This window comes from Pedobacter africanus, from assembly GCF_900176535.1.
Taxonomy (GTDB): Bacteria; Bacteroidota; Bacteroidia; order Sphingobacteriales; family Sphingobacteriaceae; genus Pedobacter; species Pedobacter africanus.
Genome location: NZ_FWXT01000003.1, coordinates 382,692 through 402,367, shown reverse-complemented (window position 1 = coordinate 402,367; position 19,676 = coordinate 382,692). Strand labels below are relative to the sequence as shown.

Annotated in this window: 22 protein-coding genes and 1 tRNA gene; 15 read left to right on the top strand and 8 right to left on the bottom strand. The window is 43.0% G+C overall.

All coding sequences use genetic code 11. The features are described from left to right. Positions 1-50: 50 nt before the first annotated feature. Entirely contained in the window at positions 51-1,247 is a 1,197-nt protein-coding gene (locus B9A91_RS18890; protein WP_084240583.1) for a FecR family protein, read from the bottom strand. A 246-nt stretch (positions 1,248-1,493) separates the two neighbouring features. Here B9A91_RS18890 and B9A91_RS18885 point away from each other — a divergent pair, with 246 nt between their 5' ends. From B9A91_RS18885 to B9A91_RS18875, 3 genes are all read left to right on the top strand, one after another. After that, complete coding sequence (locus B9A91_RS18885; protein ID WP_084240582.1) at positions 1,494-2,093, top strand: RNA polymerase sigma factor; 600 nt, start codon at positions 1,494-1,496, stop codon at positions 2,091-2,093. Between the two features lie 18 nt (positions 2,094-2,111). After that, positions 2,112-3,485: an NAD-dependent succinate-semialdehyde dehydrogenase gene (locus B9A91_RS18880; protein WP_084240581.1), complete on the top strand. Its 1,374-nt coding sequence runs from the start codon at positions 2,112-2,114 to the stop codon at positions 3,483-3,485. Positions 3,486-3,606: 121 nt separating this feature from the next. Continuing rightward, positions 3,607-4,086, top strand: a complete 480-nt coding sequence (locus B9A91_RS18875; protein ID WP_084240580.1) for a hypothetical protein — start codon at positions 3,607-3,609, stop codon at positions 4,084-4,086. 15 nt (positions 4,087-4,101) lie between these two features. Here B9A91_RS18875 and B9A91_RS18870 read toward each other — a convergent pair. The 4 genes from B9A91_RS18870 to B9A91_RS18855 all read right to left on the bottom strand — a co-directional run bounded on the left by B9A91_RS18870 (position 4,102) and on the right by B9A91_RS18855 (position 6,149). Continuing rightward, positions 4,102-4,174 (bottom strand) — tRNA-Lys (locus B9A91_RS18870). 80 nt (positions 4,175-4,254) lie between these two features. Further along, on the bottom strand, positions 4,255-4,905 hold the full coding sequence (locus B9A91_RS18865) for a YceH family protein (protein WP_084240579.1): 651 nt from the start codon (positions 4,903-4,905) through the stop codon (positions 4,255-4,257). Between the two features lie 19 nt (positions 4,906-4,924). Beyond that, on the bottom strand, positions 4,925-5,911 hold the full coding sequence (gene mgrA / locus B9A91_RS18860) for an L-glyceraldehyde 3-phosphate reductase (protein WP_084240578.1): 987 nt from the start codon (positions 5,909-5,911) through the stop codon (positions 4,925-4,927). 58 nt (positions 5,912-5,969) lie between these two features. Further along, the gene (locus tag B9A91_RS18855) at positions 5,970-6,149 is read right to left on the bottom strand and encodes a histone H1 (protein WP_084240577.1); all 180 of its coding nucleotides are present in this window, start codon (positions 6,147-6,149) and stop codon (positions 5,970-5,972) included. Positions 6,150-6,368: 219 nt separating this feature from the next. On the opposite strand from B9A91_RS18855, the gene B9A91_RS18850 reads away from it, so the two are divergent. The 4 genes from B9A91_RS18850 (at position 6,369) to B9A91_RS18835 (ending at position 8,449) form a co-directional block, all read left to right on the top strand. Beyond that, on the top strand, positions 6,369-6,731 hold the full coding sequence (locus B9A91_RS18850) for a response regulator transcription factor (RefSeq protein ID WP_084240576.1): 363 nt from the start codon (positions 6,369-6,371) through the stop codon (positions 6,729-6,731). A gap of 68 nt (positions 6,732-6,799) precedes the next feature. Next, complete coding sequence (parS, locus tag B9A91_RS18845; protein WP_084240575.1) at positions 6,800-7,264, top strand: type II RES/Xre toxin-antitoxin system antitoxin; 465 nt, start codon at positions 6,800-6,802, stop codon at positions 7,262-7,264. A 1-nt stretch (position 7,265) separates the two neighbouring features. Continuing rightward, entirely contained in the window at positions 7,266-7,715 is a 450-nt protein-coding gene (locus B9A91_RS18840; protein ID WP_084240574.1) for an RES family NAD+ phosphorylase, read from the top strand. A gap of 356 nt (positions 7,716-8,071) precedes the next feature. Next, on the top strand, positions 8,072-8,449 hold the full coding sequence (locus tag B9A91_RS18835; protein WP_084240573.1) for a GreA/GreB family elongation factor: 378 nt from the start codon (positions 8,072-8,074) through the stop codon (positions 8,447-8,449). 10 nt (positions 8,450-8,459) lie between these two features. Here B9A91_RS18835 and B9A91_RS18830 read toward each other — a convergent pair whose 3' ends face one another. Continuing rightward, positions 8,460-9,230 (bottom strand): queuosine precursor transporter, encoded by a 771-nt coding sequence (locus tag B9A91_RS18830; RefSeq protein WP_084240572.1) that lies wholly within the window; start codon positions 9,228-9,230, stop codon positions 8,460-8,462. A 69-nt stretch (positions 9,231-9,299) separates the two neighbouring features. On the opposite strand from B9A91_RS18830, the gene B9A91_RS18825 reads away from it, so the two are divergent. Genes B9A91_RS18825 through B9A91_RS18800 form a run of 6 tightly spaced genes read left to right on the top strand, consistent with a single transcriptional unit; the run spans position 9,300 to position 15,850 of the window. Further along, positions 9,300-10,445: a methionine aminotransferase gene (locus B9A91_RS18825; RefSeq protein WP_084240571.1), complete on the top strand. Its 1,146-nt coding sequence runs from the start codon at positions 9,300-9,302 to the stop codon at positions 10,443-10,445. Between the two features lie 24 nt (positions 10,446-10,469). Continuing rightward, the gene (locus B9A91_RS18820) at positions 10,470-11,264 is read left to right on the top strand and encodes a nitrilase family protein (RefSeq protein WP_084240570.1); all 795 of its coding nucleotides are present in this window, start codon (positions 10,470-10,472) and stop codon (positions 11,262-11,264) included. Between the two features lie 8 nt (positions 11,265-11,272). Next, a complete protein-coding gene (locus B9A91_RS18815) occupies positions 11,273-12,304 on the top strand; it encodes a glycosylasparaginase (RefSeq protein WP_084240569.1) in 1,032 nt (343 codons plus the stop codon). A 19-nt stretch (positions 12,305-12,323) separates the two neighbouring features. Next, a complete protein-coding gene (locus B9A91_RS18810) occupies positions 12,324-13,064 on the top strand; it encodes a copper homeostasis protein CutC (RefSeq protein ID WP_084240568.1) in 741 nt (246 codons plus the stop codon). Positions 13,065-13,121: 57 nt separating this feature from the next. Beyond that, entirely contained in the window at positions 13,122-14,909 is a 1,788-nt protein-coding gene (gene lepA / locus B9A91_RS18805) for a translation elongation factor 4 (RefSeq protein WP_084240567.1), read from the top strand. Between the two features lie 59 nt (positions 14,910-14,968). Then, a complete protein-coding gene (locus tag B9A91_RS18800) occupies positions 14,969-15,850 on the top strand; it encodes a bifunctional 5,10-methylenetetrahydrofolate dehydrogenase/5,10-methenyltetrahydrofolate cyclohydrolase (protein ID WP_084240566.1) in 882 nt (293 codons plus the stop codon). Positions 15,851-15,855: 5 nt separating this feature from the next. Here B9A91_RS18800 and B9A91_RS18795 read toward each other — a convergent pair whose 3' ends face one another. Continuing rightward, positions 15,856-16,197: a Rieske (2Fe-2S) protein gene (locus B9A91_RS18795; protein ID WP_084240565.1), complete on the bottom strand. Its 342-nt coding sequence runs from the start codon at positions 16,195-16,197 to the stop codon at positions 15,856-15,858. 77 nt (positions 16,198-16,274) lie between these two features. Between B9A91_RS18795 and B9A91_RS18790 the strand changes: the two genes are divergently transcribed. Together B9A91_RS18790 and B9A91_RS18785 are read left to right on the top strand one after the other, a co-directional pair. Next, positions 16,275-16,898, top strand: a complete 624-nt coding sequence (locus B9A91_RS18790) for a 7-carboxy-7-deazaguanine synthase QueE (protein ID WP_084240564.1) — start codon at positions 16,275-16,277, stop codon at positions 16,896-16,898. A 52-nt stretch (positions 16,899-16,950) separates the two neighbouring features. Then, positions 16,951-18,846: an OmpA family protein gene (locus B9A91_RS18785; protein WP_084240563.1), complete on the top strand. Its 1,896-nt coding sequence runs from the start codon at positions 16,951-16,953 to the stop codon at positions 18,844-18,846. Positions 18,847-18,852: 6 nt separating this feature from the next. Here B9A91_RS18785 and kdsA read toward each other — a convergent pair whose 3' ends face one another. Beyond that, on the bottom strand, positions 18,853-19,668 hold the full coding sequence (gene kdsA, locus B9A91_RS18780; RefSeq protein WP_084240562.1) for a 3-deoxy-8-phosphooctulonate synthase: 816 nt from the start codon (positions 19,666-19,668) through the stop codon (positions 18,853-18,855). Positions 19,669-19,676 lie beyond the last annotated feature (8 nt).

The window sequence follows — 19,676 nt, the reverse complement described above, 5'->3', positions numbered from 1 at the left end:
CCTTTTTTATTTTGATTTACCGATGTGTAGATCAACTACAGGTGTAGAGCTTACTGCATAACGGTAACCCTCCTTCCTTCTATTTTAAAGTGGATTTTTCCGGCCGTTTCCAGCCCTTTCAGGACTTCTGACAGTCTTTTTGCCCGGGATATCTCTGCACCAAATACGGCGTCCGGTATTTTGCCCTGGTAAACCACATCTATATCGTACCATCGTGCCAGCTTGCGCATAATGGATTCAATATTTTCATCATCAAAATAAAAATTACCATTTTTCCAGTCAACAAACTGGTCAACATCCACTTCTGTAAGTATAATCCGTTCCGAAACAGCCGATTGCTGCCCTGGCCGGAGCACTTTTGAGGCGGTACCGCTTGCTACCCTTACACTCCCTTCCAGAAGCGTAGTTTTGATGACAGGTTCATCTGCATAGCTGTTGATGTTAAAGTGTGTACCCAGAACAGTAATTTCCTGGGACTTTCCCGCCGCGCTGGAAGCCACTACAAATGGTCTGCCCTGATCTTTGGCCACTTCAAAATAAGCTTCCCCCCTAAGGGTGACCCTACGGTCGGTTCCGCTAAACACAGTGGGATATTTTAAGGAAGACATCGCATTTAGCCATACCTTACTGCCATCGGGAAGATTAACCTGGTACTGACCGCCTGCTGGCGTACTGATGCTATTGTATTGTGTTGCACCAAGCGCTTTACCTTTTGCGATTTCGTAAACCAGTTCCCCATCCCTGGTTTTAGTAATGGTAATGCCAGACTGGCTGGCCAATTCACCATTTCCGGCATCTGTAAGCGAAATTTCCGACCCATCGGCCAGCGTTAAAATGGCATTGTTACCCCCGGGACCGACATCCCTGGCCAGCTGCCCAGCTGTTAAATTTGACACATTGCTGCTTTGGTTGCGCTGCACATAAAAATACAAGACCGCCGAAACGATGAGAAGAACGGCCGCTGCACCTGCATATTTAAAATAATTACGTATTGGACGGATGACAGCTGCTGCAGGTACGGCCGGAATAAGGTCTGTTTGTAACTGATCATAAATCTTTAGCAGACGCTTGTCGAGTGCAGATTCATCGGTTTCTTCTTCAACATCTTTTGCCATTTCAGCGGCAATCAGCGCTTTGAGCCCGCTTTCATTTTCCAGTTCATTAAAATACTGCATCAGCAATCCGATCTCAGCTGTGGTACAGCTGTCGTCCATATATTTTGTAAAAAGTGGTCTTAAATGGTCCATAAGTTTAAAAGGCAGTTAGGGATGCCCTTATATAAACCAATACGGAGCAGCGTGGAAATACATTGATGCTGATATGAAAATATTTACAATTATTTAATAATAAGCTAATAATCAACAAAATAAAATTAACAGATCCTGGCATTTTAGCACGTTGCGCGGTTATTCAAAAAATAATCAATATCATTGAAAATGCTTTATGACTAAATATGTAATTTAGCACAGGGCGAAATCAGCATACAAAGATCAATGAAGTTTTTAGCAGCAGAAGAATTAGCAGCTTTGTTATTGCAATTGAAGCAAGGCAATGAACCGGCCTTTAACACTTTGTACCTGACCTACAGTAAACCATTGTATAAAAAAATAAACCGTGTTGTGAAAGATGAATCTGTTGCAGATGAGCTTTTGCAGGACCTGTTTTTGAAAATATGGGAAAAACGGGAAGACATCAGGCCTGAGCAATCATTTGTTTCTTTCTTGCATACTGTGGCCAATAACCTGGTTTACGATTATTTCAGGAAGATTTCAAAAGATAAGCGCCTGCATGCGCGTTTACTGGTAAATGCGGTAGATTATTACATGCAAACCGAGGAGGCCCTCATTAACAAGGAAACTTCGGGCATGATACAGGAAGCTATTAACAGCCTTTCCGAATCGCGCAGAAAAGTCTTCATACTCTGCAAAATCGAAGGTAAATCTTACCAGGAAGCCGCAGATATACTTGGCATTACAGCAGCAACCGTGAACAGCCACATGGTAAACGCTATCCGCTTCATTAAGGAACATCTTTACAAAAAGGAAAACATTAGTGCTGTGGTAGTGGTTTCAGCTATGTGCTATTTTCATTGATCCTATAGTACTTTCATTATGAGCATACAATCTGTTAACCCGGCCAACGGAAAAATCGTTAAATCTTACAGGGAAGACCCGCCGGACAAGGTGATTAGGAAAATTGGGCAAACGCATAAAGCATGGCTGAGCTGGAAGGAAAGTAGTTTTGGGGAGCGGGCCGTTTTAATGGATAAACTTGCTGCGCGGCTACATGCAGAAAGGGACAAGCTGGCGGCGCTTATGGCTGTTGAAATGGGCAAACCTTTGAAAGATGGCCTGGCAGAAATAGATAAATGCGCTGCTGTTTGCCAGTATTATGCCGGCAATGCCAGCGCTTTTCTTCAGGACCAGCTGGTAACTACTGAGGCCGCAAAAAGCTATGTGAGCTTCCAGCCTTTAGGAACAGTATTGGCCGTTATGCCCTGGAATTTTCCTTTCTGGCAGGTGTTCAGGTTTTTGGCCCCTGCATTGATGGCGGGCAATTGTGGAGTACTGAAGCACGCTTCAAATGTACCGGGTTGTGCACTGGCCATTGAACAAATGGTTAAAGATGCAGGCTTCCCTGCCCATGTCTTTCAAACCTTATTGATTGGCAGTAAGGCCGTAGCTGCAGTAATTGAGCATCCGCTTGTAAAAGCGGTTACACTTACCGGCAGTACCGTTGCCGGCACAAAAGTTGCGGCCCAGGCTGGTCTCTTGTTAAAGAAGACTGTGCTGGAACTTGGAGGAAGTGACCCTTACCTGGTGCTTGAGGATGCTGACCTGGAAATGGCGGCTGATGTATGCGCCAGCAGCAGGCTCATCAACAACGGGCAAAGCTGTATAGCAGCCAAGAGATTTATTGTGGCTAAAAAAATAGAAAGGGAGTTTACGTCACTTTTTGTAGACAGGATAAAGCAAAGGAAAATAGGCGACCCTTTTGAGACCGGAACAGATTTAGGCCCTATGGCACGGGCCGATCTGCGTGATGAGCTGCACGCGCAGGTATTGAAGAATACAGAAATGGGGGCCAAATGTATACTGGGAGGCAAGGTACCGGCAAGGAAAGGCGAACATGCCTATTATGAGCCTACAGTACTTACAAACATAAAAAAAGGCATGCCGGCCTACAGTGAGGAATTGTTTGGGCCCGTTGCGGCTATCCTGACAGCCCGGGATACCGAACATGCAATCAGCCTGGCAAACGATACGTCGTTTGGACTCGGTGCTGCCGTGTTTACCAGTAATGTGCAGCTTGGAGAAGAAATTGCACGAAACAAGTTACAGGCAGGATCATGCTTTGTGAATTCGCTCGTGAAATCAGATCCACACCTGCCCTTTGGAGGCATCAACCAAAGCGGCTATGGCCGCGAACTGGGTATGTTTGGCATCCATGAATTTGTAAACATCAAAACGGTTTACGTCAAATAAACGGGAATAATGTGCCCTTGCCTTTTATTTGCCCGCTAACCCTGGGCTCCATCTTTCCCGCCGCCATTTCTTTTCTCCTGCTAATTTTCTATATTAGTTACAGGTAAAAGCCTTCCTAAAAATGAAGCCCGTTGTAATTAAAAAAACTTGGAAAACAGTACCAATTGAGCTGATGAATACCGGCCTGGCCGTATTTGGCGGACTGTATTTGATGTTCGCCTATTGGGGTAATATGGTGGTCTTTATCTTATCCCTCATTTATCTGCTCATTGTTACTGTTATCGCATTTTATGTGATCATTTCTTTACGGCTCTACAGCCACATCACTATAAAAACTGAGGGTTTGATTGTAGACAATAAGGAATTTTATCCCTGGGAAAATATTGAATCCTATTTCGTAGAAGAAAGCAGCTACACTTACTTTTCTGCCGATACCGGCCATGGAACAGCTAGTGAAAAGACGCTTGTGGTAAGACTTAAAGACGAACATTCCCTGCGGCTGCCTTTAGCGCAACTGAATAAGAAACCGGGACAGATTATCGAGTTATTAGATGAGCTCAGGTATGTTCGAATCGAGTTTAAACAAAAAAAGCACACCTAATGGTGTGCTTTTCTGTGATCCCGCTGGGATTCGAACCCAGGACCACTACATTAAAAGTGTAATGCTCTACCAGCTGAGCTACGGAATCATCTTCTGTTTGAAGAGGGTGCAAAGATAGAATTTTAATTTTTAATTGCTAAATTAATTTTAAAAAATGTTAACTACCCGTTAGTACAGTTCTTTCATTAATTTTTCAAAGGCTTCCTTCAATTCAGCCAGTTCCTCTTCTACTTTGGCCAGTCTTGTTTCCAGTTCTCCTGCTGGCTTACTGTATCCCTCTTCCTGCTGCTCAATCTGGCTCAGATCTGGCTCACCTCCTAATAAATGCATGTAACGTACTTCCTTTTGCCCCGCACGTTTAGGCAGTTGCATTAAATAAGGCATTTCCGGATCAGAGAGTCTTTCCAGCACAGATTGCACTTCGTCAAGGGATTCAAACTCGAACATCCTCCCCGAATTGGTATTCAACTCACCTGGGGTTTGCGGTCCTCTCAACATCAGCAAACACATGATGGCAACTTCTTGTGGCAGCACGGGAAATACTATAGCAAAATTGTGTTTATACTTTACACTGCGACTCGAACCTCCGGTTGCTGTAGATACCAGGCTTTTTCTTTTGAGGGTATCCAGGGCAAGTGTTACTGTCTGATCGTCGTATTGGACCACTGGTTTTCGGGAGGTTTTCTGATTGCAGGCCAGGGTAATGGCATTGATAGTCATGGGATAATATTCCGGTGTTGTTTTCGACTTCTCCATGAGTACACCCAGTACACGGAGCTCAACACCATCTAAAATTGGTAATTTTTGTGATGGTTCCATCTCTAAATATAGAAATAAATCAAAGGATACGGTCTATTTTATCCAGTTCTGCCTGGCTGAATGTAATATTATCCAGGCATTTTAAGGAATCGGCCAGCTGCTCTGGCCTGCTTGCCCCTACCAGCACCGAAGTAATGCGCTGATCGCGAAGTATCCAGGACAAAGCCATTTGGGCCAGTTTCTGACCCCTTTCCGCTGCAAGTGCATTCAATTGCTGCAACTGGTTGATTTTCTCAGATGTAACCTGCTCCGGTTTTAAAAAACCATGCGCTTTGGCCGCCCTGGAATCAGCAGGAATGCCCTTCAAATATTTATCGGTAAGCATCCCCTGCGCCAGTGGCGAAAAAGGAATACATCCTACACCTTCGTTCCCTAAAAGATCAAGTAAGCCATCTTCAATCCAGCGTTCATACATGGAGTATTTAGGCTGATGAATGAGACAAGGTGTCCCCAGTTCCTTTAAGATCTGGATGGCCCGGGCCGCTTCTGCCGGTTTGTAATTGGAAAGCCCCACATACAAGGCTTTGCCTTGCCTGACAAGGAGGTTAAGCGCCGACATGGTTTCTTCAATCGGGGTTTCAGGATCTGGACGGTGATGATAGAAAATATCTACATAAGAAAGGTTCATTCGCCTTAAGCTCTGGTCCAGACTGGATACCAGGTATTTTTTAGAGCCCCAGTCACCATATGGGCCCTCCCACATGGTATATCCTGCTTTTGTAGAAATGATCATTTCATCCCTGTAACCAGAGAAATTGCGTTTTAACAACCGGCCAAAATTCTCTTCGGCCGAGCCCGGAGGTGGCCCGTAATTGTTGGCCAGGTCAAAATGCGTAATTCCGTTATCAAAAGCCAGTTTTAAAATGTTACTGCAATTTTCCAGCTGGTCAACATGACCGAAATTATGCCATAACCCCAAAGAAATAGCAGGTAGCTTTAACCCGCTATTGCCACAGCGACGGTATTCCATTTTTGAATATCGGGAGGGATTGGGTATATATGACATATTTTAGAAATAAAAAAATCAGCAGCCATGCCCTGGCTGCTGATTTTTCAAAAGGTTATTATTTACCGCTGTTTTTCTTTTCAGTAACTTCTGTACGGATTTCCTGAGCAAGGACTTTTAAATCTTGCATTGCTTTACGTACTCTTGTACCTGCAGCGCTGTTACCTGCATTATAAAATTTTTCTGCATCTGCTTCAACTGAAGCTAACAATTCTTTAACTTTTGAGAATTTTTCCATGTTTTCTTTTAATTGTTGAGAAGTTGCCTGGGCAGCCCCTCATGTTTTGATTTTTTAATTTGAGCCAAATATATATTATTTTGCAAATAAACGCACAGAACTTGCCCCCTATTGCATTTTTTCTATTTAAACTTTTTTGTTTTCAAAACTTTTAGCCCTCAAAATGGGTTGTTTTTGCAAATGCCTTGATTTTAATTAGAGAAGTATCACAATTTACTTATGGCAAAACGTATACACATTGTTGAAGATGATGAAGACATTAGATTTATCGTAGAATACCTGTTGAGAGACGAAAATTACGATGTAGAATCCTTTGGCGGCGCCAAGGAGTTCATTAAGGGAATACAGAATGATAAGCCCGATTTGATTATTTTAGATGTTATGCTTCCCGATGGCAATGGGATTGCCATTTGCCGCGATTTAAAAACAAGCAGCGAAACACTACATATACCCGTCATTATTATGTCTGCCCATGCTGCCGAAAAATCGGTGCTGGAAGAGGCTTGTGCAGACGATTTCATCAGTAAACCATTTGATCTCGATTATTTTCTTCAAAGGGTCAAAAAACAATTACCAGCCTAATAAAGAAAATATTCCAACACAAAAGGAATTTTTTCTTATATTTGCATATACACTAAATTACATGTGATATGGCTGCTACACCAAAACCTTATAAAACAAAAGCAAAAGTTTCTATAGTTGCTGAATCTGCCTTGATTGCAACATATCAATCTTTATATGATAATCCTATCAGTCTGCTCACCAGTTCTAAAAAGGGCCTGTCAGCAAAAGCAGCCCTCGATTTTTTAAACCTTTCAGGTTTCAGCAAAGAAGAATTTCAGGATACCTTTAAAACAAATGTCAAAACCATACAGAATTATGTAAGCAATTCATCAAAACTGGATGCTGCTTTAAGCGAAAAGCTTTTAAAGTCATTTTCTTTATTTGACAAAGGGATAGAAATTTTTGGTTCTGCCAAAACATTCCATCAATGGTTAAATATGCCTGCTTATGGTTTGGGAAACCAGATTCCTTTTGATCTGATGGATACCATTACGGGTATTTCTCTTATTGAAGAAGAGCTGATTAGGATTGAATACGGCGATTTAGCATAAGATGCAGGTCTTTCGTATTTGCCTGGCTAAATATGCTGTTAAACTGACAGCCTCAGGAAGGGCGGCCCGCTGGAATCCCAACGATATAGAAATGATCTACACGGCCTCTTCCCGCTCCCTGGCCTGCCTGGAAAACGTAGTGCACAGAAACCAGATCGGACTGAACCAGTATTTCAAAGTAATGACCATCCAAATACCAGATGACATTTGTATTCTTAGCATTGAGCAAAAAAAATTACCTGCAGACTGGACTGAATTTCAGCACATTCCCCTTACTCAGCAATTAGGTGAAGAATGGATAAAGGACAACAAATCTGCTGTATTAAAAGTTCCCTCTTCTATTATCAACGCGGAGTACAATTACCTGATCAATCCACTCCACCCCGATTTTAATGCCATTAAATTGTTAAAATCAGAGACTTTTGTGTTTGATCGCAGAATTAAAGCATAAGGATGCTCATTTTCCTTTGAATTCTGAAAAAAGCTAACGACCTTAGCAGAAATGAAACAAAAAGGGATTCATAAAGCACTAATAGCGACTTACAACAAAAGTCAGTTGCAGGCTTATACCCTGTTCAAAAAATTCTCCAGAGAGAACTACCCACTGGGCTTTACCTTTCATACAACGAGTAAAGACTTTATCAGTTAAGCCCCGAATCCTTTCTTTTACCTTTTTCGATTCAGGGGCTCAGAAATTTCTGATCAATCATTCTATTTAAATTTTTAACCTGAAAGGCCTCTGGATTTCATTTTTGTCTGCTTACGTGTGGGCAAATCATTTATCAAATACATCAAAACATTACAATCATGGAAACAAAATCATTATCACTGTCAAAAAGCGATTTCAAACTTTTAAAAGAGCACCTGGAAAAATCAAACATGAGCGCTTACAATAAGGAGAAGCTACAGGCAGAGCTTAAATCGGCCACTATTTATACTGAAGCAGAACTTCCCGACGACGTGGTTTGCCTGAAATCAGAAGCCCGGATAGCAAATGTAAAAACGGGTAAAGAGTTTACCTTCACTTTGGTTATGCCCGAAGAAGCAAACATTAAAATGCAGAAAGTATCGGTATTTGCACCCATCGGCATTGCACTTTTTGGCTACAGAACGGGTGACAGCATCAATTGGGAGATGCCTGATGGCATACAAGAATTTAAAATTCTGGCAGTTAACAGGCCATAAGCCCACTACACTACCTCCTACCAGCCATTTTGATCATCCGCTGGGCCAGGTCACGGCCCAGGTAACCATCGATAATGCCATGAACCATGTACAATATCGGGGTCATCAAAATGGCTACAATAAATTTATAGGTATAGTTAACCAAGCCAATGGCAGCCACCATTTGCCAGCTCCAATTATACTGCGGGTTCAGGTAAAATGCAATAAAGATCACCACAAAGCTATCTATGCATTGTGAAACCAGCGTTGAGCCGGTAGCACGCAGCCACAGCGCTTTGTCACCAGTAATCTTTTTAATGCGGTGAAAGATCAGTACATCGGCAATCTGTCCCACTAAAAAAGCTATGATAGAACCTACAATAATCCACATGCCCTGTCCGAATATCCCTGCAAAGGCCGCGTTCATGTTTACGGGCTGTCCGTTGATGTTCTGGTTTACCCAGAACCCGGATGGGGTAAGGTGCATGGCTGCCCCTACAATAATAAAGGCATAGGAAATTAAAACCGCTGTCAATACAGATAAAAACCTAACCTGCCTGACCCCATAATACTCATTGATGATATCAGTCATGATAAAGATCAATGGCCAGGTCAGTACACCGGCCGACATGTTAAATGACAAATTAGGTACGCCGAGTAAACTGATGTCAAATTGTTTTATTCCCAATGTTCCTTCTACCGTGAATATTTTAACGCCGATAAACTCGGACAAAATAGCATTGGCAACAAAAAAAGATCCTAAAACGAGCAAAAGTTTGCTCTCTTTTGTTTTAAAACTCATAGCAGGCTGAAATTATTAAATAAATCTGATATAAAGGGATAAATATTTTATTTCTATTTTCGTTGGAGCATGATATCTATACAATCAAAATTACCCCATACCGGCACTACAATTTTTTCTGTAATGTCTAAACTGGCCGAAGAACACCAGGCCATTAACCTTTCCCAGGGCTTCCCTGATTATGATTGCGATCCTAAACTGATTGCCCTGGTAAACGAAGCCATGAAAAAAGGTTTTAACCAGTATGCCCCTATGCCCGGACTTCCGGAGTTGAGGGAACTGATTGCCGAAAAAGTGAGCAATTTATATGGTGCCAATTATCATACTGATAACGAAGTAACCATTACAGCAGGTGGTACCCAAGCTATTTTTACGGCTTTAAGCGCAGTTATCAATTCGGGAGATGAGGTGATTATTTTTGAACCAGCCTACGACTGTTATGCCCCTACGGTAAAATTGCTAGGCGGTTTGGTTAAACCTTACGAACTGGCACCGCCAAACTACGAGATAGATTGGGAAATGGTAAAAAAGTTGTTTACCGCTAATACCAAAATGATCATCCTGAACAGTCCTCAAAACCCTACCGGCTGTACTTTATCAGAAAAAGACATCAAAGCGCTGATTAAACTCACCAAAAATACGGACATACTGATTTTAAGTGATGAGGTTTATGAACACCTCATATTTGATGGCCTGAAACACCAGAGTATTGCTTTATATCCCGAATTAAGGGAAAGGAGTTTCATTACAGCTTCATTCGGGAAATTGCTGCATGCCACAGGCTGGAAACTCGGGTATTGCCTGGCCCCGGAATGGCTGACCAAAGAGTTTAGAAAGGTGCATCAGTTTAACGTTTTCAGCGTAAATACTCCTATGCAGGTTGGAATAGCCAATTATCTTAAGAACAAAGACACCTATTTGGGTCTGTCAGCATTTTTCCAGGAGAAACGTGATTTCTTCCGTTCCCTGCTTTCTGAAACAAGTTTTAAATTGCTACCTTGTAATGGATCTTATTTTCAATGCGTTAGCTATGCGCACCTTAACCAGGAAAAAGACACAGATATGGCGGTAAAACTGGTAAAAACGTATGGTGTAGCCAGTGTACCGGTTTCGGCCTTCTATACAAAAGGCACTGATCATCAGGTATTACGCTTTTGTTTCGCAAAAAAACAAGAAACCCTGGAAAAAGCCGTTGAAAGACTAATGAAATTATAATCTATATCCCTTTAAACTAGCATAATGGAAAGTCCAAATATAAGTAACCTTAAAGTCACCAGTTTTCAGGCTTACCTCTTCTGGGAAAACATTGATAAGAACCTGCAAAACCTCTCTTTACGACTGTCAATGGGCGTAAAAGAGAAAACAGACCTGATCGTTTTACCTGAAATGTTCAACACAGGTTTTAGCATGAATGCTGCTGAACTTGCCGAAGAAATGAATGGAAAAACGATGCAATGGATGGCTGGGATTGCTGATAAATATGAATGTGTAGTGACCGGCAGCCTGATCATCAAGGAAAACGGACATTTTTACAACCGTCTGATTTGGATGCAGCCGGATGGGACCTCCAGCCATTATGATAAAAGGCACTTGTTTGGACTGGGTGAAGAAGATAAAAACTACACCGCCGGAAACGACAAGGTAATTGTTGAATTAAAAGGCTGGAAAATACGCCTGGCCATATGCTACGACCTTCGCTTTCCGGTATGGCTACGCAACCAGAATGAGGAATACGACATCCTGTTGCTGGTAGCCAGCTGGCCGGATAAAAGGTCCGCTCACTGGAAGGCACTCATCCCGGCACGTGCCATTGAAAACCAGTGCTACGTGATAGCTACCAACCGTATGGGCCACGATGGCAAAGAAGTTTATTACAGCGGACATTCCATGTGTTTGGACCCTATGGGAAAAACGGTTTATTACAAGCCTGAAGATGAAGACCTTTATACTTTCAGTATAGGATACGAGGAGCTTGCCAGAACCCGGGAAAGCTTTCCTTTTTTAAAGGATGCTGATAATTTTAAGATCATTTAAGCAGTAAAATGTTCAACCGCAGAAAATTCATAAAAACAAGTGTCGCATCAGCATCCTTGCTGGCGATTGATAAAAAAACTATTGCAGCATTTGCGCCTGCTATGGTCCATACAGGTGCTAAGCCTATAGTCATCTCAACATGGGATTTTGGTATAGCAGCCAACCAGGCTGCCTGGAAAGTACTTTCTTCTGGTGGAAGGGCCCTTGATGCTGTAGAAAAAGGAGTTCATGTACCTGAAGCAGATCCTAAAAACCAATCTGTAGGTTATGGCGGACTACCCGACAGGGACGGTCGTGTTACCTTAGATGCCTGCATCATGGACGAATTCGGCAATTGTGGTTCAGTTGCAGGTCTGGAACACATTATGCATCCCATTTCTGTAGCCCGCCTGGTGATGGATAAGACCCCACATGTAATGCTGGTTGGGGATGGCGCCTTGCAGTTTGCCCTGGAGAATGGTTTTAAAAAGCAGAACCTGCTGACTAAAGAAAGTGAAAAAGCATGGAAAGAATGGCTTAAAACAGCAAAGTATGAGCCGGTCATGAATATTGAGAACAAACTCTATGACAAAGCAGCGCCTACCAGGCTACCCGGAAATCAATACAACCACGACACCATTGGCATGCTGGCCCTTGATGCCAAAGGAAATCTTTCCGGAGCATGTACCACCAGTGGGATGGCTTATAAACTGCACGGACGTGTAGGTGATAGTCCGATTATCGGTGCGGGCCTGTATGTAGACAATGAAATTGGCGGTGCAACTTCGACCGGCGTTGGCGAGGAAGTGATCCGCAATGTCGGCAGCTTCCTGGTGGTAGAATTGATGCGGCAGGGATACCCACCTGAAGAGGCCTGTAAAGAAGCTGTAATGAGGATCATCAGGAAAAAACCCGAAACTGCCAAAAAGATTCAGGTCGGCTTCCTGGCCTTAAACAAAAAAGGCGAATACGGAGCCTATGCCATACAGCAGGGCTTTAGCTACGCTGTTTGTACAGAACAGAAAAACGATCTGCTCGTTCCCGGAAAAAGCCATTATTAATAACCTTTAATTTTATACAATGGTAAATATGGAAGTTTGTGCCAATTCTGTGGCATCGGCACTGGCAGCAGAAGCAGGCGGAGCTATACGTGTAGAATTGTGCGACAATTTACCTGAAGGTGGAACCACCCCCAGCTATGCCCAGATTGCCCTGGCAAAAAAGTTACTGACTATAAAGGTATATCCCATCATTCGTCCAAGGGGTGGTGATTTTCTTTATTCAGATTTAGAGTTTGACTTAATGAAAGCCGATATTCTAACCTGTAAATCACTGAACTGCAATGGTGTAGTTGTCGGAATTCTGAAAGCCGACGGCAGCATTGATACAGAAAGATGTGCAGAACTGATTGCGCTGGCCAGACCTATGCCGGTAACTTTTCACCGCGCATTCGATATGTGTAATGACTTACGGCAAGGACTTGAAGACATCATTGCGCTTGGCTGCGAAAGGGTACTTACATCCGGTGGGGAAGCTTCGGCCATCAAAGGGGCAGAAAACATCGCAGCACTGATCCATCAGGCAAAAGGCAGAATCATTGTGATGCCCGGTGCCGGTGTTTCTGCAAACAACATCATCCAGCTCATCCAAACTACGGGGGCGGTAGAATTTCATGCTTCTGCAAAAGGGCCTGTTAAGAGCAGGATGCAGTTCAGGAACACCCGGCTGAATATGGGTGCGGTAGCCGATGAATTTAGCTATGAACAGACTGATAGCGAGACGGTACAACGCTTAATTGAACTGGCAAACCAGGCCAGCTAAGCCCCTGATGAAATTCAAAAAAAATAATCAAGGCAAAATCTTATATTTGCGCCACTGATGAAGCACATACGTAATTTTTGCATAATTGCACATATTGATCACGGCAAAAGCACTTTAGCTGACCGTTTATTGGAATACACCCAAACCATTAGCCAGCGCGAGGCACAGGCCCAGTTGCTGGATAACATGGACCTGGAGCGTGAGCGTGGGATCACCATAAAGAGCCATGCCATACAAATGAATTATAAGGTTGGAGACATTGAATACAACTTCAATCTGATCGATACACCGGGGCATGTGGATTTTTCTTACGAAGTTTCTCGTTCTATTGCAGCCTGTGAAGGTGCATTGCTTATCGTAGATGCCTCACAAGGTATTCAGGCACAAACCATTTCAAATTTATATTTGGCTTTAGAGCACGACCTTGAAATTATCCCCATCTTAAATAAGATGGATTTACCAGGGGCAATGCCTGAAGAAGTAAAAGACCAGATCATTGATCTGATTGGCTGTAAACGTGAGGATATCATCCCTGCGTCCGGTAAAACCGGTATGGGAATCCCTGATATTATCCAGGCGATCGTAGACCGCGTTCCTGCTCCTGTTGGCGACCCTCAGGCACCTTTACAGGCACTGATTTTCGACTCTGTATTTAACCCATTCAGGGGAATCATCGCTTATTATAAAGTAGTAAACGGTGAAATAAAAAAAGGGGATAAAGTTAAATTCATCAATACAGGTAAACAATACCTTGCCGATGAGGTAGGTATCCTTAAACTGGATATGGCGCCACGTAATGCGGTAAAAACCGGCGATGTGGGTTATATCATTTCCGGTATTAAAGAAGCCCGTGAAGTAAAAGTAGGTGATACCATCACAACAGTAGACAGACCGGCCCTGGAATCTATCCAGGGATTTGAAGAGGTTAAACCAATGGTATTCGCAGGGATTTATCCTGTAGATACAGACGAGTTTGAAGAATTGCGTGAAGCGATGCATAAACTGCAGCTGAATGATGCTTCTATCGTTTTTGAGCCAGAAAGTTCTGCGGCACTGGGTTTTGGTTTCCGCTGTGGTTTCCTAGGTATGCTGCACATGGAGATTATCCAGGAACGTCTGGAGCGTGAATTCGGCATGACAGTAATTACAACTGTCCCCAACGTATCTTATATTGCGCGCACCACCAAAGGCGACGAGGTTATTGTAAATAACCCTTCTGATTTACCTGATCCCAGCAAACTGGATTCAGTAGAAGAGCCTTTTATCAAAGCAAACATCATTACCAAGGCAGAATTTGTAGGCCCTGTAATGTCACTTTGTATCCAGAAAAGGGGGATCATCGTTAACCAGTCTTATCTGACATCAGATCGTGTAGAGCTTGTATTTGAGATGCCTATGGGAGAGATCGTTTTCGATTTCTACGATAAGCTAAAAACCATTTCAAAAGGTTATGCTTCATTTGACTATCACCAGGTAGGTTACCGAAAATCGGATCTGGTAAGGCTGGATATGCTTTTGAACGAAGAGCCTGTTGATGCCTTATCTTCACTGATCCACCGTAGCAATGCTTACGATTTCGGAAAGAAAATCTGCGAGAAATTGAAAGAGTTAATCCCGCGGCAGCAGTTCGAAATCAAGATCCAGGCATCTATTGGTGCAAAAGTTATTGCCAGGGAAACACTCAGTGCTTTACGTAAAGATGTTACCGCAAAATGTTATGGTGGCGATATTTCGCGTAAGCGTAAGCTATTGGAAAAACAGAAACAGGGAAAGAAGCGCATGCGCCAGGTGGGTAACGTAGAGATTCCTCAAACTGCCTTTATGGCCGTATTAAAACTGGATTAATTCATGCAATGTAAAATCTTGCTGACTATATTTGAACCTTAAAACAACATCATCAATTCATGCAGTTACTTGACGGAAAATTCGCATCAGAAAAAATAAAACAGGAGATAGCGGCGGAAGCTGCAGATTTTTTAGCTAAGAGCGGTAGAAAACCACATCTGGTAGCGATTTTAGTAGGTAACGACGGCGGAAGTGAAACTTACGTGGCCAGTAAAATGAAAAACTGTGAGAAGGTTGGCTTCCGGTCATCCCTGATCAGGTATGATGTTGACGTAACAGAGGCTGAACTGTTGCAAAAAATTGAAGAAATAAATCAGGATGCGGGTGTAGACGGGTTAATTGTTCAGTTACCCCTGCCCAAACACATCGATCCTGAAAAGGTAACTGAGAAAATCGACTACCGTAAAGATGTAGATGGCTTTCACCCGGTAAACCTGGGCAGAATGATGCGCAACCTGCCCTGCTTTATCCCGGCAACGCCTTATGGCATTTTGTTAATGCTGCAGGCCTATCAGATTGACACTGCCGGCAAACACTGTGTGGTTGTAGGACGTAGCAATATTGTAGGTAGCCCTATGAGCATTTTAATGGCACGTAATGCCAATCCGGGCAACTGTACCGTTACGCTCACCCATAGCCGCACCGCAAATTTAAAAGAGCTGGCCTTACAGGCCGATATCATTGTGGCTGCCATTGGTAAAAAGAATTTTGTTACTGCAGATATGGTGAAACCTGGTGCTATCATTATTGATGTAGGCATCAACAGGGAGACTTCGGAACAGACCAAATCGGGCTATAAATTATTTGGTGATGTTGATTTTGAAAATGTAGCCCCTAAATCTTCGTGGATTACCCCTGTTCCGGGTGGTGTAGGTTTAATGACCATTGTAGGCTTACTGAAAAATACCCTGGCTTCCGCCAAAAAAGAAATTTACAGTTAGCAGCCTTAACCTCCAAAAAGACGTTTTACCCAACTTTCCTTAAGGCCAACATATAGGCCGTCATCACGCATCTCAAGCGGATAGGTGTCGATATAATCGCCCTGTCCCTCTGCCCCACGCCCATTGTGCAGGTTATATTCCCATCTATGGATCGGACAGACCAGGTACCCGTCCTTACACCAGCCGCCGCTCAGTACACCTCCGGCATGCGGACAATAATTCTGTACAACAAAAAATTCACCCTGATGTTTTACCAGGCATAGCTTTTTCCCCTCTATCTGAATTTGCCGCACAAAATCCTGTTCAGTTGCTTCAAAATCAATTTTATGCCACTTTAACTTATTCATCCATTGGTCATATCTTCCACTGAAGATACATATAATCTTATTTTGACGGGATAATTATTTACCTTTGCAGCCTTTATATGGCACATCAAATACCGGAAGACGGCACATTACTTCCTTTAATGGAAGAGTTTTACACGATACAGGGCGAAGGATTTAATACAGGAAAAGCTGCCTATTTTATACGCTTGGGTGGCTGTGATGTAGGTTGCCACTGGTGCGATGTGAAGGAAAGCTGGGATGCAGAATTACATCCTTTAACGCCCACCGATGCCATTGTAGAAAAAGCTGCCGGTTTTCCCGGTAAAGCGGTAGTCATCACAGGTGGTGAGCCGCTGATCTACAACCTGGATTATCTGACCACAGCCCTGCAACAGAAAGGGATTCTGACTTTTATAGAAACATCGGGTGCCTACCCCCTTTCGGGAAACTGGGACTGGATCTGTTTATCACCCAAAAAGTTTAAAGCACCTCGCCCTGATATTACCCCTTTTGCCAATGAGCTAAAAGTAATTGTTTTCAACAAGAGTGATTTTGATTGGGCAGAGAAATATGCTGAAACGGTTTCACCCAATTGTAAGCTCTATCTCCAGCCAGAGTGGTCAAAATCCAAAGAGATCACCCCTCTGATCATTGATTATGTAATGGCCAACCCTAAATGGGAGATTTCCCTGCAAACACATAAGTTTTTAAATATCCCTTAATAGCCTGTTATTTTTTAGCTACATTTAATCTATTATTAAATTAGTAGCATTGATGCAGAAAATTACGCTTATCCTCTTCCTGCTTTTCCTTATGCCAGCTGTTGTTGCACAAACTTCATCTGTAAAAAAAGCGCAAGGTAGTTTTGACAAAGCACAGGAATACCTTAAAAGCAACGACTTTGAACAGGCAGCCGCTCTGCTTGAGGAAGCTGTAAAAGCAGACCCTTCCTTTCAGTTCGCTTTCATACAGCTTGCCGATCTCAGCAGAAGGTTAAAGAGATATGAGCGGGCAAAAGCCAGCTATATGAGTGCAATAGCACTTGGAGGCAATCCCGATCCAAGGATGTATTATGGATTTGCGGAAGTTGGTATAAATACCGGCGATTACACATCAGCGCTAAAAAACATCACTTATTTCATCCAAAATTATAAAGGTACAGATCCTGATTTTCTGAACAGGGCAAAAAAATACCAAAAGGATTGTGAATTTGCCATTGAAGCCCTAAAGAAACCAGTAAATTACGACCCTGTAAACATGGGGCCCGAAATTAATTCTGTATACCGGGATTATTTTCCTTCAGTAACAGCCGACGGTGCACAACTGATTTTCAGTCGCAACATCAATGGAAATGAAGATTTCTTTATCTCGAGGATGAAAGATAACGCCTGGGGCAAGCCTGTTCCCTTAAGTGAAAAAATCAACACTACTAAATACAATGAAGGTGCGCAATCCATATCTCCCGACGGAATGTACCTGTTTTTTACAGGTTGTAACCGGCCAGATGGCTTGGGCAGATGCGACATTTATTTAAGCCATAAAGAGGGCAAAGATTGGGGGGCGCCATTTAATCTGGGTGCCCCGATCAACACCATATACTGGGAATCACAACCAGCCATTAGTCCTGATGGCAGCACACTTTATTTTGTAAGCAACAGACCGGGGGGGCTGGGAGGGTATGACATCTGGAAAAGTTCATTGAAAGCGGATGGTTATTGGTCGCAGCCAGAAAACCTGGGTCCGGAAATTAATACCCCATATGATGAGCATACCCCCTTTCTGCATCCCGATGGCAAGACCCTGTATTTTTCATCCGATGGATGGCCAGGAATGGGCAATAAGGATATTTTTCTAAGTAGGTTAGATGAGCAGGGCAAATGGACAATCCCTGAAAACCTGGGTTATCCAATCAATACTTTTAACGAAGAAACTGGTTTGATTGTAACACCTGATGGTAACCATGCCTTGTTTTCTTCCAATTTAAAAGGTGGACTGGGCGATATGGACATTTATCAGTTTAAAATGCCCGATGCTAAAAAGCCCCAGCCGATTACCTATGTTAAAGGAATTGTGACCGATAAGGAGAGCAAGGCCTTTCTGGAGGCACATGTGCAGGTGGTAAATTTAAAGACCAGGAAAATGGTATATCAGGATTATACTTCTGCAGCTACGGGGGAATTCCTGGCGGTTATGCCCCTGGGCGAAAACTATGCATTTAATGTAACTGCAGACGGGTATCTGTTTTATTCAGAAAATTACCAGCTCGACAGCGCCTATATCAGCAGGCCTTTTCTGGTAGCGGTTGGGTTGGAAAAATTGGTTAATGGTAAAAATATGGTATTGAAGAACATTTTTTTCAATACCAATGAATACCAGCTGCTACCTGCATCTGTAACAGAATTGACCACCCTTGCCCAATTGCTGACCAATAACGCTACGCTTCATATAGAAGTTCAGGGCCACACAGATAATGTGGGCAACAACCTTCAAAATGAAAAATTATCCTTGCAAAGGGCCAGATCCGTTTACGATTACCTGATCGCAAATAAGATTGCCCCGGAAAGGCTGACGTTTAAAGGCTATGGAGAAACCAAACCTGTCGTCTCAAACGATACTGAGGCAGGCAGGAAACAAAATCGCAGAACATCTTTTGTGGTCACTAAAATATAAAAGCGGTTAAATAACCGCTTTTCTTATCTTCACCAGTTTAACCAGCAATTCCTCCAGCAGATCAAGATGGAGCATGTTCGCACCGTCGGACTTTGCATTCGCCGGATCCGGATGTGTTTCAATAAATAAGCCATCAGCACCCACAGCAATGGCTGCTTTGGCTATGGTCTCTATTAACTCCGGCTTACCACCCGTAACTCCAGAACTTTGGTTGGGTTGCTGCAGGGAATGTGTACAGTCCATCACTACAGGTACCCCAAAACTCTGCATTTCGGGTAGTCCGCGGTAATCTACAATCAGGTCCTGGTAACCAAAGGTATTGCCCCTGTCGGTGAGGACCACCCTGTTGTTGCCCGATTCCACAATCTTTTCTACCGCAAACTTCATCGACCCGGCAGAAAGGAACTGTCCCTTTTTTACGTTCACTACTTTACCGGTCTTTGCAGCTGCGATGAGCAGGTCTGTTTGCCTGCATAAAAAGGCAGGAATCTGCAGCACATCTACATAGGCAGCAGCCATGGCCGCTTCTCCACTTTCATGTATATCTGTAACCGTAGGTACGTCAAAGGTCTTTCCTATTTTTTCCAGTATTTTAAGTGCCTTTTCATCGCCTATGCCTGTAAAAGAACCACCTTTGGAACGGTTGGCTTTACGGTATGAACCTTTGAAAATATAAGGAATCTGCAATTTATCGGTAATGGTGACAATCTTTTCGGCAATGCGAAAGGCAACATCTTCTCCTTCTATTGCACAAGGACCCGCCATTAAAAAGAAATTACCGGAATTTGTATTTTTTAATTTATCTATTAAAAAGTTGGTCATTATTATCG

Bases quoted from the DNA above. Each gene is read 5' to 3' on its own strand.
- B9A91_RS18795 (WP_084240565.1), bottom strand. From the start codon at position 16,197: ATGAATAAGTTAAAGTGGCATAAAATTGATTTTGAAGCAACTGAACAG.
- parS (WP_084240575.1), top strand. From the start codon at position 6,800: ATGGCTGCTACACCAAAACCTTATAAAACAAAAGCAAAAGTTTCTATA.
- B9A91_RS18825 (WP_084240571.1), top strand. From the start codon at position 9,300: ATGATATCTATACAATCAAAATTACCCCATACCGGCACTACAATTTTT.
- B9A91_RS18875 (WP_084240580.1), top strand. From the start codon at position 3,607: ATGAAGCCCGTTGTAATTAAAAAAACTTGGAAAACAGTACCAATTGAG.
- B9A91_RS18850 (WP_084240576.1), top strand. From the start codon at position 6,369: ATGGCAAAACGTATACACATTGTTGAAGATGATGAAGACATTAGATTT.
- B9A91_RS18840 (WP_084240574.1), top strand. From the start codon at position 7,266: ATGCAGGTCTTTCGTATTTGCCTGGCTAAATATGCTGTTAAACTGACA.
- B9A91_RS18880 (WP_084240581.1), top strand. From the start codon at position 2,112: ATGAGCATACAATCTGTTAACCCGGCCAACGGAAAAATCGTTAAATCT.
- B9A91_RS18815 (WP_084240569.1), top strand. From the start codon at position 11,273: ATGTTCAACCGCAGAAAATTCATAAAAACAAGTGTCGCATCAGCATCC.
- lepA (WP_084240567.1), top strand. From the start codon at position 13,122: ATGAAGCACATACGTAATTTTTGCATAATTGCACATATTGATCACGGC.
- B9A91_RS18810 (WP_084240568.1), top strand. From the start codon at position 12,324: ATGGTAAATATGGAAGTTTGTGCCAATTCTGTGGCATCGGCACTGGCA.
- B9A91_RS18855 (WP_084240577.1), bottom strand. From the start codon at position 6,149: ATGGAAAAATTCTCAAAAGTTAAAGAATTGTTAGCTTCAGTTGAAGCA.
- B9A91_RS18800 (WP_084240566.1), top strand. From the start codon at position 14,969: ATGCAGTTACTTGACGGAAAATTCGCATCAGAAAAAATAAAACAGGAG.
- B9A91_RS18835 (WP_084240573.1), top strand. From the start codon at position 8,072: ATGGAAACAAAATCATTATCACTGTCAAAAAGCGATTTCAAACTTTTA.
- B9A91_RS18820 (WP_084240570.1), top strand. From the start codon at position 10,470: ATGGAAAGTCCAAATATAAGTAACCTTAAAGTCACCAGTTTTCAGGCT.
- B9A91_RS18830 (WP_084240572.1), bottom strand. From the start codon at position 9,230: ATGAGTTTTAAAACAAAAGAGAGCAAACTTTTGCTCGTTTTAGGATCT.
- B9A91_RS18790 (WP_084240564.1), top strand. From the start codon at position 16,275: ATGGCACATCAAATACCGGAAGACGGCACATTACTTCCTTTAATGGAA.
- kdsA (WP_084240562.1), bottom strand. From the start codon at position 19,668: ATGACCAACTTTTTAATAGATAAATTAAAAAATACAAATTCCGGTAAT.
- B9A91_RS18785 (WP_084240563.1), top strand. From the start codon at position 16,951: ATGCAGAAAATTACGCTTATCCTCTTCCTGCTTTTCCTTATGCCAGCT.
- mgrA (WP_084240578.1), bottom strand. From the start codon at position 5,911: ATGTCATATATACCCAATCCCTCCCGATATTCAAAAATGGAATACCGT.
- B9A91_RS18885 (WP_084240582.1), top strand. From the start codon at position 1,494: ATGAAGTTTTTAGCAGCAGAAGAATTAGCAGCTTTGTTATTGCAATTG.
- B9A91_RS18890 (WP_084240583.1), bottom strand. From the start codon at position 1,247: ATGGACCATTTAAGACCACTTTTTACAAAATATATGGACGACAGCTGT.
- B9A91_RS18865 (WP_084240579.1), bottom strand. From the start codon at position 4,905: ATGGAACCATCACAAAAATTACCAATTTTAGATGGTGTTGAGCTCCGT.